We start from the raw sequence: 16503 nt of genomic DNA on the forward strand, positions 1-16503 counted from the left end.
CGCTGTTCAAAGATCAATGAAAGTGTATTTTCCGCCCTGGTTCCTGACCACAGTGGATGAGCCACACCAACAGCAAAGAGACTTTGTTCATAACGATATGGTCCCGGAACGCACCCCATTGCTCCTGAGTGTCTGGATGCTGCTGACGCGGTGTCTTGCCCTCCCCATCACCGGTTTGTCCTGGGCATTGCACCGTCGCATGGGGGCCGACCCGGCACGTTTCCCTGAACGTCTGGGCCACAACGGTTTGCCGGACAGTGACAGCAGAGAAAAAATTGTCTGGTTTCATGCCGCAAGTCTGGGAGAGGTCATGCAGATCTCTCAACTGGCGGAACATCTGACCAGATCGGAAAACGTCAGAATTCTGGTCACCACCACAACGGCTTCGGGTGCCGACTGGGTGGCGCGAAAAATGCCCGGTGCGATCCACCGGTTTGCGCCAATTGACACACCTGGCGCGGTCGAGCGTTTTCTGAACGGGTGGCCTGTCTCTGCCGCTGTTTTCCTCGAAGGCGATCTTTGGCCCCGGTTGCTTGCCGGGCTCCACAGACGCGGCGTGCCCCGGATACTGCTGAACGCACGCGACTCGCGCACGCGCACCCGGTTTCCGGCCGTTTTCGCCTGGCTCCTCGCCCCTTTTTCTCTTGTGACCTGCCGGTCCGAAACGGTTGCCGAAGGCATGGCCGCGCTGGGTCTGTCGTTGGATCGCATCCACGTATTGCCGGATCTCAGGGTGGCGCAGCCAAAGCTCTCTCTCTCGCAGGAGACGCTGGCGGCCTTATCACATGCCGTTGGTCGGCGTCCGGTGTGGCTGGCCGCGTCGACCCATCCGGCAGATGAGGAGGCTGTCCTCGCTGCACATGAAGCTGTGCTTGAGGCCTTCCCCGAAGCTTTGCTGATCATGGCCCCGCGCCATCCGAACAGGGGGGTGCCCTTGCAGAAACTGGCGCAGTCGCGGTCCTTGACCACAGCACTGCGCAGTCCGGGTGAGGACATCACGGCCAGAACGCAGGTTTACATCGCAGACACACTCGGTGAGCTGGGTGTGTTCTTCACACTGTGTCCCGTCACTTTTCTGGGCGGGTCAATCGGCCAGGAAGGCGGGCACAACCCCTACGAACCCATCTGTTTTGAAACCGCGCTTGTTTTTGGCCCTCACGTCAGGAATTTTTCTGACGCCTACTGGTCCCTGGAGCAGGCGGGTGCGGCCCTTCAGGTCGGGGACAGCGCGCAGCTTGGTCCGACGGTCGCACGCCTTCTGCAGGGCGACGAAGCAAAGATGCTGGCCCGGTCCGGCCTCGCTGTCAGTGAGAATATTCAGGACTGCACGTCAAAGTATGCCGAACTGATAACAGGCGTCCTGAAGCTGAACAGTTCCACTCCGCAGGCCTGACTTTCCTTCTGCTGCTCTCCGGGTTCATGATCCCCATCAGGACATCCCACAGGACACAGAGCAGCGCTGACTGACGCCACAGCAACCGCGGGGACGTTGATAACCGCCAGCTTCTTTTTCGCTCTGATGTCAGGCAGTGTCTGTTCAATGACAGATCAAACCTTGTGTGCCGAAGCCAAAGGAACCCCATTCGCCCCTTTTCTAAATGCAAGAAAGGTCAGAAGCAGTCAGTCGCCTGCATGATCAATGGCGAGATGTGTTTCCAGTGCTGCCCAGATTGAGGGATACATTGAAGGGGTCAAATGCACCCCATCGTAGTGGGCCGCACTGCCCTGTTGGGCCAAAACCGTGTCGAGTGAGAGCATGGAAACCTCATCAATTTCAGCGATGACTCTGTTAAGAGCCTTGGCATCGGCCAGATCGTAGGACCAGTCTTCGCCTGTGGCCGGCACGCCTAAAACGACGATATCAGCGGGATCATACTTTGAATTGAGACGTTCAACGAGCTTGACCAGACTGGAGCGGAAGACCTCAGGATCGGCAGTGTCCCGAACTAACTCCACTGTACCAAAAACCAACACGACGGACTTTGGCGCGATATCAGGTAATTCATCAATCAGGGGCAGAGCCGCGGCGACCGTCAGACCCTGACGCGCGCAATTCACAGTCTGTTTCCCGTCAATTTGCCAGTCAGAGTCGAAAGCCAGGCTATTGCCGAGGACCAGAATGGGTTCTTTGGTGGCAAGCGCTTGAGGTGCAGAAGGACGACAAGCCAAAGAAGCCGGGCGTTTCTCAGGCATCAGGGCGAGGGTAACACCGACTCCTGCGACGAAACAGACGGCGGCAGCGAGTATGGCCCGGATAAGTGTGCTCATCATCTGTCACCACCCTTTGTGGACAGGAAGTCTGACGGCTGCCGTGACCAAAACTTCCGCTCGACAGTGATCTGCAGAACGATATCAGCCCCCAACTCTTCTGCGCGCGCAGGATCGGCCTTATCAGTCCTGATGAATTCGACCTTCTGAAAGCGACCCGACAAGTAAGGAATTGCGGGTATTCCGAAAGAGTCATGGAAAACGACGATCCGTTCGGGTCGCCCCTGAGGGGCACCACAAGTCAGGCGACCTGGGGTCAGAGGATCAATGGTCGTGATCTCGAAAGGTTTTCCGCTGCCATCAGTGCAGGCATATCTGGCCGTCAATACGGGGGCGCTGGCAGGGCGGATATCCTGCTGGCCGATCATCCGGGCCATATCGCCGCTGCGAGGCAGGCTGGCCTCCACAACTACAGGGCGTTCGGACGGGATGCCAAGCGCGCCGAGCGCCCGATCCATAACGATTGCGGCTCCCCACTCCGTCCAATGCGTATCTGTGGGATGATAGAGCAGGCGCCCGGGGTCACTGGCTCGGGCCTGCTGCAGTACCGTACGGCTGTCGAATGGGGCTGGAGACACACCGTCAACAGCCTGTACTATATCGGCTGTCCTTGTCCGATCCGGCGGGACCGGGTCCACCCAAAGCGGTAGGTATTCAGGATAGATCGAATGCTTATTCGGACCCATCACGAAGGCATATTTGATCCCCCGCGCTTCGAAAGCAGTCTGCGCGGTCTCAAAGTGATCCCGCCAGGCTGACGCATCTTCTGCGGTCAGTCTGCCCTGTCCCTGCGCCATGGCGATTGGGGCTACCGTGTTGAGGAATAAGAACCCATCCCGTCCGAAGACCACATTTGGTGCAGGGCTATGTCCAAACAGCCCAATCTTCACCTGACTGTTCCAGGTAACGAAATGGTCCTTCATGGCGTAGCGGTTGGCAACGTAGAACCGCACCTCGGAAAAAAGCCGGGCCATGTCCTTTGCTGATCGGGCTGGGGCTGGTGTCGGAGCGATCCGTTCCTGGCGTGTGGTGCCCGGGCCGTTGGTCATGTCGAACAATGTCACAAAGCCAAGGCCGGCAAGGATTACAAGCGCGAAAATGGCGGATATGAAGGAAGGAGGAGACATGAGTTAGAACCTGAAATAGATAAACGGGCTATAGGACGCAGCACCGACCGACAAGATTGCCAGCCCGAACAGTGCCCAGAACCGGACCTCGGAAGCCATGGTTCCCAGCGGGAAGCGGCGTTCCAGCCATGGACGTAACCCGACTGAAACAGGTATGGCGACTGCTGCTACGGCGATGGCATAGGCATCAAGATACCGTGTCAGCGGATGGAAAACAGCTTCCGGCCCACTCCTGAACAGGAACATGGAGTGATAGAATTCCAACGCTTGCGCAAAACTGCCGGCCCGGAACAGAACCCAGCCCGTGATAACCACCACAAGCAGATAAGCGTGGTTCACCGCACGCGGCAATGCGCCGAGTATTCTTGCCAGGCCCAGCCGTTCAAGGATCAGGAACATCCCGTGCCAAAGCCCCCAGGCCACAAAAGTCCACGCCGCCCCGTGCCAGAGCCCGGTGGCCAGAAAAACCAGCAGCAAGTTCATATAAGTTCGAGTTGCACCCGTTCTGTTCCCGCCGAGTGGAATGTACAGATAATCACGGAACCAGCGCGACAGCGTCATATGCCAGCGCCGCCAGAACTCGGTGACTGAGGTTGAGGCATAGGGATAGTTGAAGTTTTCGGGAAAGCGGAAGCCAAGGATACGTCCCAATCCAATGGCCATGTCGGAATACGCCGAAAAGTCGAAATAGAGCTGCAGCGAGTACGCGATGGCCCCGGCCCAGGCGGTCTCTGGCGTCAGGCCTCCGGCTGGTATGGCATAGATTTGATCGGCGACCAGCCCCATAGGATCTGCAATGAGCGTTTTCTTGGCCAATCCGCGCACGAAGCGCTCCATTCCAATCGAAAAATCGCCGCGATCAGTGCTTCGGTCCTTGAGCGCGGTTTCGACCTCGGCATAGCGGACAATGGGCCCTGCAATGAGCTGGGGGAAGAGTGAAATATACAGGGCCAGGTCGAATGGATTGCGCTGCATTGCAACACGTCGGAAGTAGAGATCAACAAGATACGACAGTGCCTGGAACGTAAAAAATGAGATACCTATCGGAAGGGCCGGAGCGATCTCCTGTGCGTGAGCGACATTCAGGTTGCCGAGCAGAAAACCCGTATACTTGAAATATGCTAACAACAGCAGGTTACCCACAATCCCTGCCCAGAGCGCGATCAGACGCATCCGTCCCTGTGCGGGTGCAATCCAGCGGCCCGCGGCATAGTTCATCAGAATCGATCCGATCAGGATGAGAACATATTCGTCCTCGCCCCATGCATAGAAAAACAGGCTTGCCGCGAGCAGAATACCATTGCGCGTCGTGCGTCCTGACAGAAAATAGACAGCCAGAGCAGCAGGAAGAAACAGCCAAAGAAAAACAGGGGCGGAAAAAACCATTAGTAGTTAAAGCCTTCTATACCCGACGCGGAAAGAGTGGATAAAACATCAAGATTCAACAAATATCGTAACTACGCATTTGCGCGCTTAAGGTATTCCGCAAGGGCGACTTCCAGTATCGCCTGGTGCGTTTGGTCTGTTTCGGCGGCGTGAAGCCTCAGACGTTTATAGGTTTCGCCATCAAGGGCAAGCGTCAGCCGTTTTTCGCCCGGCCGCTTTACCGGTTTCTTTTCCCTGGCCGCGCCCTGCCCTGCCCCGCGTTGCGGTATACCCGTATCGGTTGGGCGGTTTTCGGTGTTCAGCAGGCCATCGAGGGCTGCGGGCTTCTTAGCCATTCAGACTTCCTTTCACGTAATTCCATACAGCGGCAATCTCCGCCACCGCCTTGTCGTCGGTTGGCTCAGATACCCCCTGGTCCGTCACGCCCGGTCTCGGCACAGGCGACACGTTGAGCGATATTCACCGGGGCGACCCTGCCATGTTGTGCTGGGACGCGGGCCTCTTCTTCTGTGGTCCGCGCACGCGGCGTTTGAGACAGGGCAAAGGCGACAGGCACCTTCGCGGCATTCACGGCGGCCACGGTCGTGCCCACGGCCCACACATCGTCAGGTGACGGTCGAACCGGGTTCAACACCAGGGCAGCCGCGCCAAGCGGTTCAGATAGCCATTCCGGGGCCGCCGATGGCGTGTCTGCTATGCAGAGGTCGATTTGTGCCCTGGCCGCATCGCGTGTGGCGGCCACGGACAGGTCGTAGGCCAAGGTGGTTTTCCCGGCCCCGCCTTTCTGAGCGGCGATGAGGGGCGTTATCAATTCTGGCTCCCTCTAAAACCCATCACAACCCAGATCGCGCCTGAGACCAGTCCAAGAACCGCCATTGGCGGGATGAATCCGGCCAGGACAACATCCCATAACACCTGAAAAAATGTCCTTGGGGGTGGCGGGTTGAAGTCCGCCGCGCCAGTGAAATCAGAATGAAAAAATACTCTTGGCAAAATGAAAACTAACCATAACGCCGACAAGAACAGCCAAAGGCGAAAAAAACCGCGTCGCCATCTGTTCTGACTTTCCATCCACTTCATTAGGCAATGCATATCGCAATTATGCGAAGCCGCAAACGCACAAATTCATATTTACGCAATTGCGCACGTATACAGGAACGTTACGGACGTAGAGTTTTTTGTACACCCCGGGATTGAGAGGCCCGCGCCATGAGAGTCGTCACCTGCCTTCGCGTATCAACAAAACGCCAGGGCAAGAGCGGTTTGGCGAGGGAAGCGCAACGCGCGGCGGTTGCAGAGCATATCCTGGGCCGGGGCGAGGTCGTGGCGGAATTTGTCGAGGTCGAAAGCGGCAATCGCGCAAATCGCCCGGAGCTGGCGCTGGCAGACGCGAAGCAGGCAAGGCCGTATTGCTTGTTGTCAAACTGGATCGTCTCGCCCGCAATGTAGTTTTCATCGCAAACCTTCTGGAAAGGGGGGCGAGGCCACGGCGGCGGATATGCCTGAGGCAAACCGCTTTTGCTGCACGTTCTGGCCGCAGTGCTGCATCAATGCGCGCCATGTGTCTTCGAACCCCATGTTTTCGTAGGTCCCTTAGGTTCCGTTTGTGTATGCAAGGTCAGGAGGGAGCACCTTGCGCAGGACCTCGCTGCTTGAGAGATAAGGCATTCACGCCATTGGACGCTTCCGTTGCCGAGGGCTCAAACGCCCTCTGTGACAGCACAGGATCTACAGGTGTGTGGCGCGATAGCTCATCAGCGACGGCCAAGAGCCAAACTCGGTTTCCGAAGGCGAAGCCTTCATAGCTGCCGCTCGGTTTAAGGTGTTCGGACTTCAACTTCCCGTACTGTCAGCGTGGCCTGAATTCCCTCCCACATCAACAATCGGAAGTGGTATTTGCGGCAGTTACGACAAGACGGCAAATGGAGTCTATGGTGTATAGCTCGGTAACTGGTCCAAAGCTGATTTCAAAGCTTCTCCCCAACCTGACGAGATAGCCTGATATATCGGATCACCACTTTCGATCCGTATGATTTCGGTCGGCGCAAAGCTGTCTCCTGTGTAAACCAGCACATCAAAGGGCGGCCCGACGGAGAGATTTGATTTCACGGTTGAATCAAAGGAAACCAGCAAGAGCTTGAGTGCGTCTCCGAAGGCAAGTTCCGGTTCATAGGCCCGTACAAGGATTGGTTTGCCGTACTTTGTTTCACCGATCTGGAAGAAAGGCGTATCTTCCGACACCTCAATGAAATTTCCTTCGGGATAGACGAGAAAGACCGTCGGTTTGCCGCCTTTAATCTGCCCGCCGACAATGACTGAGGCGCTGAACGCGTCTGCTGATTCCTGACCGTTGGGACTACTGTATGATATGACTTCCCGCAGGGTTGACCCAACCAGTCGCGCCACCTGAAACATGGTAGGCTGGCTCAGGATACTCGGATCACGATCATCTACCGCTTCCGTTCTTTCCCGAAGCAGGCTGATCATAGCCTGGGTCGTCGCCAGGTTTCCTGCGGTCATAATGGTGATGTTGCGTTCACCCGGCACGCTGAAGTTGAACATCTTCCGGGCAGACGCAAAATTATCCACGCCCGCGTTTGTTCGTGTGTCGGACATGAAAACAAGGCCGCGATCAAGACGCAAACCAACGCAATAGGTCATAACGGGTCATCCTGCATTAGGTGGTCGGTTTCTTTACTGTTGCACTTGCAAAGAAACAACAAGGCCCTCGCCCCCACTTCCCATGCGGAGGCCGGAAACAGGTGCCGCGTCATGAGCGTCGCGCCCAATTGCAAGCCGCACATAGCGTTCATCGGGCGAGATGCCGTTTGAGACGTCGAAGCCAACCCAGCCAAGATCGTCGACATGGGCCTCGGCCCAGGCATGGCTGGCTTCCTGATCGATCCGGTCGTCCATGAACAGATATCCACTGACGTAGCGGACCGGGTAACCAAGGGTGCGGGCGGCGGCGATAAAGATGTTGGCGTGGTCCTGACAGACGCCACTCTTCTGCGCCACCGCTTCTTCGGCCCTGGTTTCGGCGTGCGTCACGTTCAGCGCATAAGGAACCCGTTCCAGGATTGCGCGGGAGAGGGCGTGCAACCTGTCCAGCGCACTGCCACGCGTATCGAGGGTCCGGGCCAGTTCAGTGATAAGCGGTCCAGCCTCTGTCTGCGGCGTTGGCCGTTTGAAATACCACAGCGGCGCCCGGCCGTAGACCTGGCCCAAAACACCCGACAGATCATGGGTCTGCACCTCACCTTCCACCACCACGGACAGGACCTGCACGTTTTCATCCGAACATATTAAACCAACGTGGTTGCCGTGATGATCATCATATTCAACCTCAAGGCCGCCTCCTTCGATCCTCATGTCCCATGACAGCACTGTCTGGAGAGGGGAATTTCCGGGCTGGAGCCGAACGCGCTGCAGCGCGTATTGAACTGGGCCTTCAAAACTGTACTCGGTGCGATGGGCGACTTTGATAAGCATTCAGCTGATAAACCTGTACTGCGTCTCGATCTGTGTGCCGAGTGCCGCGATGTCGACAAGCGTCTGCGTAATGTATTCATGCAGGCCTTCTTCGAAGATCGTATTTATATCGCGCCCCCTGATCCGCGCCTGCAGGGACTGCGCGGCATCGAGGCTTTGGCTGTCCCCACCGTATTCTTCCTGAAGTTCTTGCAGGTTCGAAGTGATCTGCTTGGCGCAAAAGGCGAGCGACCTTGGAAAACGGGGATCAAGGATCAGGAACTCGGTGATGCTTGACGCATTGAAATCATCCTGCACCGCGTGACGGAACGAACGGTGTGCCGAGACGGAACGCAGGACCATCTCCCATTGCACATTATCGAGTTTGCTGCCCACGAAAGACGGTGACGGCAACAAGGCATGGTACTTTACGTCAATGATCCGCGCTGTGCTGTCGGCGCGCTCGATGAAGGTGCCGAGACGGCAGAAGTTATAGATATCATTCCGGAGCATCGTTCCATGCAGCGCGCCCCGGACCAGCGCGGATTGCTGACGAATAACCTCGAGCGCCTGCGGCAGTTCCGCATCCGGTACGGGTGTCCTGAGGCGTTCGGTTAAAATCATCCACGTTTCATTCACCGCCACCCAGACCTCGGTCGTTAGTGCGGTACGGACAAGGCGGGCATTGTCCCTTGCGGCTTTAATCATCGAAAGAACAGAACTTGGATTGGTCGGTTCCCGCAACAGAAAGTCACTGACGTTCTGGCTGGTGTACCCTTCATGCCGGGCCTCAAAGGCTACCTGCTGCGAGGATGAAACGATAACTGATCTCCAGTCGGTGGCAGGATCAGTGGACCGGGTCAGGGCAATCCGGAAGCCCGCTTCGATCAGGCGCGCCGTATTCTCGGCCCGCTCTAACCCGCGCAACATCCAGTAAAGACCACCTGCAGTTTTTCCCAGCATATCAGTTCTCTAGGACCCAGGTGTCTTTCGTGCCGCCGCCCTGGCTCGAATTCACAACAAGACTGCCTTCAGTAAGGGCTACGCGGGTTAAACCGCCCGGTGCGATGTTGATCTCGTTGGGTGATACAAGCGCAAAAGGGCGCAGATCGACGTGCCGCGGCGCAAGACCCTTTTCGGTGAAAATCGGTACAGTCGAGAGGCTCAGGGTGGGTTGTGCGATGTAATTCGCAGGTTTTGCCGAAAGCTTCGCGCGGAATGCCTCAATCTCCGCCCTGGAAGCAGCAGGGCCGACCAGCATACCATATCCGCCTGAGCCGTGGACCTCTTTCACGACAAGATCGGCAAGGTTCTCAAGCACGTACGCAAGGCTGTCAGGTTCAGAACAGCGGTAGGTTTCCACGTTCTTCAGGATTGCACGCTCTCCCGTATAGAACTCAACGATATCAGGCATATAACTGTATATTGCCTTGTCATCGGCCACACCGGTTCCAGGCGCATTGGCGATGGTGATATTGCCTGCCCGATAGACGTCCATGATTCCAGGAACACCCAGCATCGACTGAGGATTGAACGTCAGCGGATCAAGAAAGTCGTCATCCACCCGACGATATATCACGTCAACGTTGCGATACCCGCGGGTGGTGCGGACCACGATGCGCCCGTTCTCGATGCGCAGGTCGTGGCCTTCGACCAGTTCGACCCCCATCTGATCGGCGAGGAAGCTGTGTTCATAGTAGGCGGAGTTATGGATCCCCGGGGTCAACACAACAACGAAAGGACGCCCTTCGCAATTGCGCGGGGCCGAGGCTTCGAGAGACGCGCGGAGGTTTTTGGGATAGTCGCTGACACGCTGTACTTTGATCTGGCTGAAGAGCTCGGGAAACATCTGCAGCATCGTTTCGCGGTTCTCGAGCATATAACTCACGCCTGACGGGGTCCGCGCATTATCCTCAAGCACGAAGAAATCATCTTCACCAGTACGTACGATGTCGGTCCCGACGATGTGAGTGTAGACCCCGCCCGGGGGAGTGAAATCAATCATCTCAGGCAGGAAAGCGTCGTTACCGGCTAAAAGGCTTGTTGGTACGACGCCCGCGCGAAAGATTTCCTGCCGGTGGTAGATGTCGTGAAGAAACGCGTTCATCGCGCGCACGCGTTGCTGGACCCCACGCTCCAGCGTGCTCCATTCCTTCTGTGAAAGGATGCGCGGTACGAGATCGAAAGGGATCAACCTTTCTTCGGCGTCGGCCTGTCCGTACACATTGAAGGTAATCCCTGTTCGCCGAAAAAAGTGTTCCGCCTCTGACGATTTCTGCGCAAGGCGTTCAGTATCTTGGCTATTGAACCAACGTTCATAGCTTTGGTAGGGCGGGCGGGGAGCGGCCGCGCCCCCCATTTCATCGAAGAAAATTTGCTTCTTGCTCATAATGCTAGGGTAAGGGTCAAGCGGTGGCAGACAACCCGTTTTAACGATCTGACCATCTCACGCTGTTAAGTGGTCAATTTTTAGGCAAACTAACCGGTGATTATTGTGTCAGATTGAAACCGCACTGCCCTCCAAACTGGCCAGGCCGTTCGTCGAAAATTCCGGAGTTCTGGATGCTGCGGCCGCAGACCAGTGCACAGGGCGCCGAAATCAGGTCACTTTTCGGCCCTTACCAGCCATTCATTGGGTCAGCCTGCGCTGCAATGCAGCTTCACCGAACCGGACTTTCGCTGCGGCTGCGCTGGAGGTTGCTTTGGCGCGCCGTTAATGACTAGCTGCATTTTAGGGAATGGTATTGCGCGCTACCGTAAGTATGCTTGATAATAAGAGAACGCGCTTGGTAGTTGGCACCGTGAAAAACCTAATCTCAAATGTCCTCCCGACTTGGGATCGCCTTAGCGTTGCAAACACCGTTTTCTTGGGCTTCGCTCTAGGACTTGCGTTCGGCGTCGTGCCGCATCTTGTGTTCGCGTGGCCTGTTATGATCCACGGCTTCTTATTTTATTTCCCGTTTCATGTTTGGCTCTGCTATTTGGCCTTCAGCGTGTTGCTTTCCAGTGGACGGCGGGCTGATGTCATGGGGGAAGGCTATTCTCCCATAGGTGCGTTTTTCGGATTTCTGCTGACCACAAAATATGGACTATTTTGTATTTCTTGGTTTTTCACTATGTGGTTGTATGGAGCGTCGATCATCGGTATTTAGTGCCACGGGCACTCAAATCCTGCGTTGTGTCTTTTGAAAACCGGCCATTCGATGCGGCTGCAGCATTCGGCACACTGGGCTCGAAGCTGCCGATCTCCGCTCAGCGGCAAGACACTTCGGAGGAATGGCTGTCACCTTCATTTATGGGCGGAAAGCGGTCAATTGCGGCCTTGCAGCACGAGATGTGAGATACTGCCGTACCGGACCTTCACGGTCAGCGGGTGCACTAAGTCTAATTAGTACTGGTTCTCGCCACGTAGGGAGCGTTTGTTTTGATCGCAATCTGGACACGCTGCACCTTTATTTGTGAACAGTTTCCTTCAGCTCGCTTGAATCAGATAATTTGGCGACTGGGAGGCTGCATTCGCCGCTTCAAGGTAAGGGCCGTCTTTAACCGCCTAAATCTTGAGGCAGATCTAGATGCTGTTTTGACTCCGAGGTCTGCTCCGAGCCTAAATTGAATGGTATAGAAACGTTCATAAATAATCGAGGTTTGCGCGAAGTGGACATTTCAGCAGGTGATCCCAATCAGCTCAAGTGCCAGCAATACCCGGCAACATACCGGAATTCTCCTTCGCAAAACGCTACTAGCCGGTTTTCCCGGTGAACGAACTGGACCAGTTTTCGAGTATAGATTTAAACCACTTTCAGACAGTAGCGGTGCTGATCTTTGATCCATTCGCACAGCTCATCTGCGCTCATGGGTTGAGCCCAGAAAAAGCCCTGTCCTACTTCAACTCCGATAGTCCGCATCATCTGCATCTGGCTGGCTGTTTCGATTCCCTCCGCCAACAGGCGCGCGTCGAGGCCTTTGGCCATTGCCGCTGTTGCATGAAGTACCTTGCGCATATTTGAACTGTCGGACTCTGAGGTAAGCAAACGGTCAATTTTTATCGCGGAAACGTTCAGATAGCCCACACGTGCAAGAGAAGAGAAACCTATACCAAAATCATCAATGGCAACACCGAAACCAGCGCGAGAAAGCTTGCGTATAGTTTCCAGCGAGGGGTCATCTTCCTTCAGCAGAATGTTTTCCAGAATTTCGACCGTCACCTGATGCGGATCGATGTCATGCGCCGCAGCAACCTTTCTCAGCACCTCGCAGAATTCCGGATCCCGCAAAGCCATCCCACTTGCGTTTACGGAAAGGGTCCCGAGGTCGATGCCGCTTGAACGGCAGCGTTTGAATTCCTGAAAAGCATTTAGAATGATCTGACCATCAAGAGCATCGATCAGTTTGACTTCTTCGGCCATTTCGATGAAGTCGCCCGGCCCAACAATCCCTTTTTCAGGATGCTTCCAACGGGCCAATGCTTCAACCCCTGCTACCTTGCCTGTGTTCAGGTTAATCTGAGGTTGGAAAAATGCGCGAAACTCGAGCCCGCGTATCGCAGTCCTGAGTTCGTGTTTTACCCGGTGTTCGTATTCGATCTGCTGACGCATTTCTGGCTCAAAAAATGTCGTAACGCCCTTGCCGGCCTGCTTGGATTTATACAGTGCTATATCGGCATTCCCCAATGCCTCCTCGATATCACCATTTGTTTGCGACAAAAGTGCAAAGCCGATGCTGACGCCAACCGAACACTTCAGTGACTTTCTTTCGTCCGTAGTAACGGCAATCGGTTGTTCTATTGCATCGATCAATTGCTGGCTGATTTGCTCTGCACAAAGAATTGGCCGATCGCTGTCAGTGTGCAGACTTATAAGAAACTCGTCGCCTCCCACCCTGGAAACGTGAACTTCGCTTACCGCGTCAGCGCTGTTCAGTTCATCCCGCAAGGTCGAAGCCACACTCTGCAGAACAAGATCCCCTGCCGGGTGCCCCATGGTATCATTTATCTGTTTGAACCCATCGAGATCGAGGCCAAAGACAACTACATTTTCCAGTTCGTCGCGATGGAGGTCGGTAAGGTTTTCGGTCCGTTCGATAAACTCTGCACGGTTGACTAAGCCAGTCAGCTGATCGTGCCATGCCTGGTGACGCAACCTGTTTATCATACCAGTCATCGATCGATGAGCCGGGTAAAAAATCAGAAGTACTTCCAGAATAATGATGAGCAATGTCGCTGCGACGACTGCGATCTGAATGTGTTCCAAAGTCAGCGCTCGTTGATTTGCCGCCGCTTCGTAGAGAACCACCGCCGCATTGAGCTCACTCAGCAAATCCACCAGAGCCATTTCTTCAAGCTGTGCCGCTATGGCTAATGCTGACGGCGAGCCGGGTTCGTAGGCGCGCAGTGACGTCGCCAGTTCAACAAACTCCAGAGACCGCTGGTTCAGGTTTGCACCTACCGTGCTGAAATAATGCGCATAGACGGCCGTTTCCGGCATGATCGCGTTGTTTGTGATCCAGTCATGGCTACTGGCAAACCTGTCGACACTTTCGGACAATAACATTGCATAGCGCGGATCTGCGCTGTCGTTATATCTTTGAGCCAGCAACAGCACCCTCTGAGAAAGCATGCGCTGGCGGCCACTGACGTTCAGAACCTCCTCATCCAAAGCGCCTTGCTTGCCGGTTACTATGTGCAGGCCGTGGCCACCCATGACGAAAAGAACGAGCAGAGCGAGGCCAAGCACATACCGGATCGCAAGTTTGGCGGGTTCGATTCGTTGATGTCGTCGCATGGAGCCTCGACCGTGCAAAGGGGGTTTGTGAGAGCAGGGATATGAGACGATGGTAAATAGTCAGTTGGCTCGGTTTAATTTTATGCCGCACAATTGGCTCAAAAGCCTACAGTCGCTGTCCCGAACGACGGGTCACTGAGCTTTCCGAATTTGGCTGCCGGCGCCGAAAAGCTCGCGAACTGGAGCTTTCCTTCGCTCCATTGTAAGGCTCTGTGTGAGAGGCCGCGGATCGAAAAAAGGAACCCTTTCAGCAATCATGTCCTGAAGAGATTAGAGAGCGTCATGCAGCCTGAAACAAAGTCCGTTAAGAGCGCTACCTCCCGCGTGCAGCATTGCAGAAAATGCTACCATCGGCGCAAAGCTGCTGTGGCTCGCGTGTTCAGTCCTGACATTCTTTAGGATCAGCGAAGGTCGAAGCGCTTCGGTTCACATTTCAGGCGATGACAATGCCCTCTTATAGAGATGCCACGTCGTGTGGCCGAGGATGGGCAGGGTGAAGATCAGGCCCAGGAAGGCCGGAACCATCGACAACAGCAGCGTAACCGAGATGACTGCCGCCCAGAGCAGCATGACCACCGGGTTTTCCGCGACAACGCGGACAGAGGTGATCATGGCAGAAACAAAATCGATTTCCCTTTCGAGCAGCATGGGCATGGCGATGACGGTCACCGTGAACAGTATGGCCGCGAGAAATGCTCCGAGGCAGGTGCCGAGAGCAAGGAAGGTCCAGCCCTCCGGCGTAAACAGTACGGTGTTTAAGAATCCGTCGAAATCGGAGAAGGATGAATCCTGCAGCACGATTACCAGAACGGTCCGAAACTGGTAAATCCATACCCAGAAAATGAACAGGGTCACAAAGGCCATCCAGCCCATCTCGCGCTTGCGTTGCCTGACAATGACGGTGAAGATATCGGCCCAGCCGAAACTCTCCGGTTTCTGCATCCGGCGCGACATTTCATAAAGCCCGGCGGCGGCAAAAGGGGCGACCAGGGGAAAGCCAACAGCAAAGGGAATGATCAGCCAGATCTTCCCGAGTGAGAAAAGTATCCAGACCATCAGAAGGCCGAACACTGCATAAAAGAGGCCGAAGAAACCACTCATGATGGGCCGTGCTGCAAAATCGGCAGACCCGGCCTTCAGTGAAGCGATGATATCCTCCGAGGTAACCTTGTTGATTATGGGCTTTGCTTGTCGCTTTGGCGTCTGACTGTCTGGTGTTGTGGACAACTTGGATGACATGGCCCTCTCCTTGCTCACCGGATTGTACAGCGCTGCCCCATTGCCAACAGACCTGCGGTGAAACCGACGCCTCACCTTAACAGGTAACTCCGCATCAGTAGAGGTTTTTGGGGTGTAGGGTGATTTTGTCCGGTTTTGGGTTCGTACTAATAACCGAAACAGTTAAGTGTGCTGCGAGCGGCAGGTTCAACGGCACGCGTTGCAATAAGCTCAGCCACAGGTGGTGGGTGACAATGGGCCGCGACTCCAAAACAGTCGCGTGAAGAAAAGCTTCCGGGCCTTTTCTTAATCAAATGACCGTTGCGATCCGACCGACAACCGATCGAAACCACATATGCGCGGGGTCTTTATGGCGACGAGGGTGCCACAGGAGATCGACAGTGAACTCAGGTGACGGGAAGGGTGGGTCAAACAGATCCATACTGTCCGAGTGCAGAGCTGCCAGTCGGGCAGGCATCATGGCAAGCAAATCTGACCCAGCCACGACCGACGGCGCAAGCAGAAAACTGGGAAGCGAACATGTGATGCGACGGCTGCGACCCAATTCGCCAAGGAGCTTATCTGTTACCCCGATGAAACCACCGCCTTCCGGCGAGATAAGTACATGATCGGCGGCACAAAAGGTATCAAAGGTAAAGTCGGTTGTCCCGCGTGGATGATCTTTGCGTTGAATGACTTTGAACGTTTCAACCAATCCCGCCCTTCGCTTTGCCTCAGGTAGGTTCATTCCGGTTACCAAGGCCAGGTCAGCGCTATCTTGTTCCAATTGAGGCCATACACTGGTTGGCTCGAATGGGAGAAAAGCGATCCTGGCATTCGGCGCTTGGGAGGCCAGGCTTTGCACCAGGGATGTCAAGAAAACAGAATGCACGTAGTCCGTACCGATGACTCGGAAGGTGCGGTCCGACGTTGCCGGATCAAATTGTGCGCTCTCGCGCACCAACTGATCGAGATTTGCCAAATGCGCCCGCAAGGGTTGCTTCAGCTCCAGAGCCCGGACAGTTGGCACAAGTTTGCGGCCTGATGCGGCGAGTAACGGGTCGTTGAAGAGCCGGCGCAGCCTCGAGAGCTGTGCGGACATAGCTGGCTGACTGATGCCGAGCGTGCGAGCTGCACCTGTGACGCTCTCTGCATCCAGCAACGCATCAAGCGCAACTAAAAGCCCGATTTCGGATTGCTTTAAATCCATATGGATTATGTGAGATATAAGGCGGATCTATTTTAATTATGGA

14 protein-coding genes are annotated in these 16503 nt (G+C 55.3%); 2 read left to right on the forward strand and 12 right to left on the reverse strand.

Annotation, left to right across the window (positions count from 1 at the left end; genetic code table 11):
• The first annotated feature begins 16 nt into the window (after positions 1-16).
• A complete protein-coding gene (locus ACZ1HA_RS13350) occupies positions 17-1393 on the forward strand; it encodes a 3-deoxy-D-manno-octulosonic acid transferase (RefSeq protein ID WP_472714239.1) in 1377 nt (458 codons plus the stop codon).
• Positions 1394-1620: 227 nt separating this feature from the next.
• On the opposite strand, the gene ACZ1HA_RS13355 is transcribed toward ACZ1HA_RS13350, so the two are convergent.
• From ACZ1HA_RS13355 to ACZ1HA_RS13375, 5 genes are all read right to left on the reverse strand, one after another.
• Entirely contained in the window at positions 1621-2268 is a 648-nt protein-coding gene (locus tag ACZ1HA_RS13355; RefSeq protein ID WP_472714240.1) for an SGNH/GDSL hydrolase family protein, read from the reverse strand.
• Positions 2268-3395, reverse strand: coding sequence for an alginate O-acetyltransferase AlgX-related protein (locus ACZ1HA_RS13360; RefSeq protein WP_436398716.1), 1128 nt, complete (start codon positions 3393-3395; stop codon positions 2268-2270). Before ACZ1HA_RS13360 ends, ACZ1HA_RS13355 begins: the two co-directional genes overlap by 1 nt.
• Before the next feature lie 3 nt (positions 3396-3398).
• Entirely contained in the window at positions 3399-4613 is a 1215-nt protein-coding gene (locus ACZ1HA_RS13365) for an MBOAT family O-acyltransferase (RefSeq protein WP_472714241.1), read from the reverse strand.
• A 239-nt stretch (positions 4614-4852) separates the two neighbouring features.
• The gene (locus tag ACZ1HA_RS13370) at positions 4853-5116 is read right to left on the reverse strand and encodes a ribbon-helix-helix protein, CopG family (protein WP_375230066.1); all 264 of its coding nucleotides are present in this window, start codon (positions 5114-5116) and stop codon (positions 4853-4855) included.
• Positions 5117-5181: 65 nt separating this feature from the next.
• Complete coding sequence (locus ACZ1HA_RS13375) at positions 5182-5592, reverse strand: hypothetical protein (protein WP_375230065.1); 411 nt, start codon at positions 5590-5592, stop codon at positions 5182-5184.
• A gap of 398 nt (positions 5593-5990) precedes the next feature.
• Between ACZ1HA_RS13375 and ACZ1HA_RS13380 the strand changes: the two genes are divergently transcribed.
• Positions 5991-6230, forward strand: coding sequence for a recombinase family protein (locus tag ACZ1HA_RS13380; RefSeq protein ID WP_472714242.1), 240 nt, complete (start codon positions 5991-5993; stop codon positions 6228-6230).
• Between the two features lie 480 nt (positions 6231-6710).
• On the opposite strand, the gene ACZ1HA_RS13385 is transcribed toward ACZ1HA_RS13380, so the two are convergent.
• From ACZ1HA_RS13385 to ACZ1HA_RS13415, 7 genes are all read right to left on the reverse strand, one after another.
• Positions 6711-7442: a proteasome-type protease gene (locus tag ACZ1HA_RS13385; protein WP_472714243.1), complete on the reverse strand. Its 732-nt coding sequence runs from the start codon at positions 7440-7442 to the stop codon at positions 6711-6713.
• A 33-nt stretch (positions 7443-7475) separates the two neighbouring features.
• Positions 7476-8273, reverse strand: a complete 798-nt coding sequence (locus ACZ1HA_RS13390; RefSeq protein ID WP_375230061.1) for a transglutaminase family protein — start codon at positions 8271-8273, stop codon at positions 7476-7478.
• Positions 8274-9215 (reverse strand): alpha-E domain-containing protein, encoded by a 942-nt coding sequence (locus ACZ1HA_RS13395; RefSeq protein WP_375230060.1) that lies wholly within the window; start codon positions 9213-9215, stop codon positions 8274-8276.
• Between the two features lies 1 nt (position 9216).
• Entirely contained in the window at positions 9217-10641 is a 1425-nt protein-coding gene (locus ACZ1HA_RS13400) for a circularly permuted type 2 ATP-grasp protein (RefSeq protein ID WP_472714244.1), read from the reverse strand.
• Positions 10642-12040: 1399 nt separating this feature from the next.
• A complete protein-coding gene (locus ACZ1HA_RS13405) occupies positions 12041-14032 on the reverse strand; it encodes a putative bifunctional diguanylate cyclase/phosphodiesterase (RefSeq protein WP_472714245.1) in 1992 nt (663 codons plus the stop codon).
• A 426-nt stretch (positions 14033-14458) separates the two neighbouring features.
• Positions 14459-15271 (reverse strand): DUF2189 domain-containing protein, encoded by an 813-nt coding sequence (locus ACZ1HA_RS13410; RefSeq protein ID WP_472714246.1) that lies wholly within the window; start codon positions 15269-15271, stop codon positions 14459-14461.
• Positions 15272-15560: 289 nt separating this feature from the next.
• A complete protein-coding gene (locus ACZ1HA_RS13415; protein WP_472714247.1) occupies positions 15561-16460 on the reverse strand; it encodes a LysR family transcriptional regulator in 900 nt (299 codons plus the stop codon).
• Between the last annotated feature and the right edge of the window lie 43 nt (positions 16461-16503).

Source organism: Roseobacter sp. S87 (assembly GCF_055693285.1).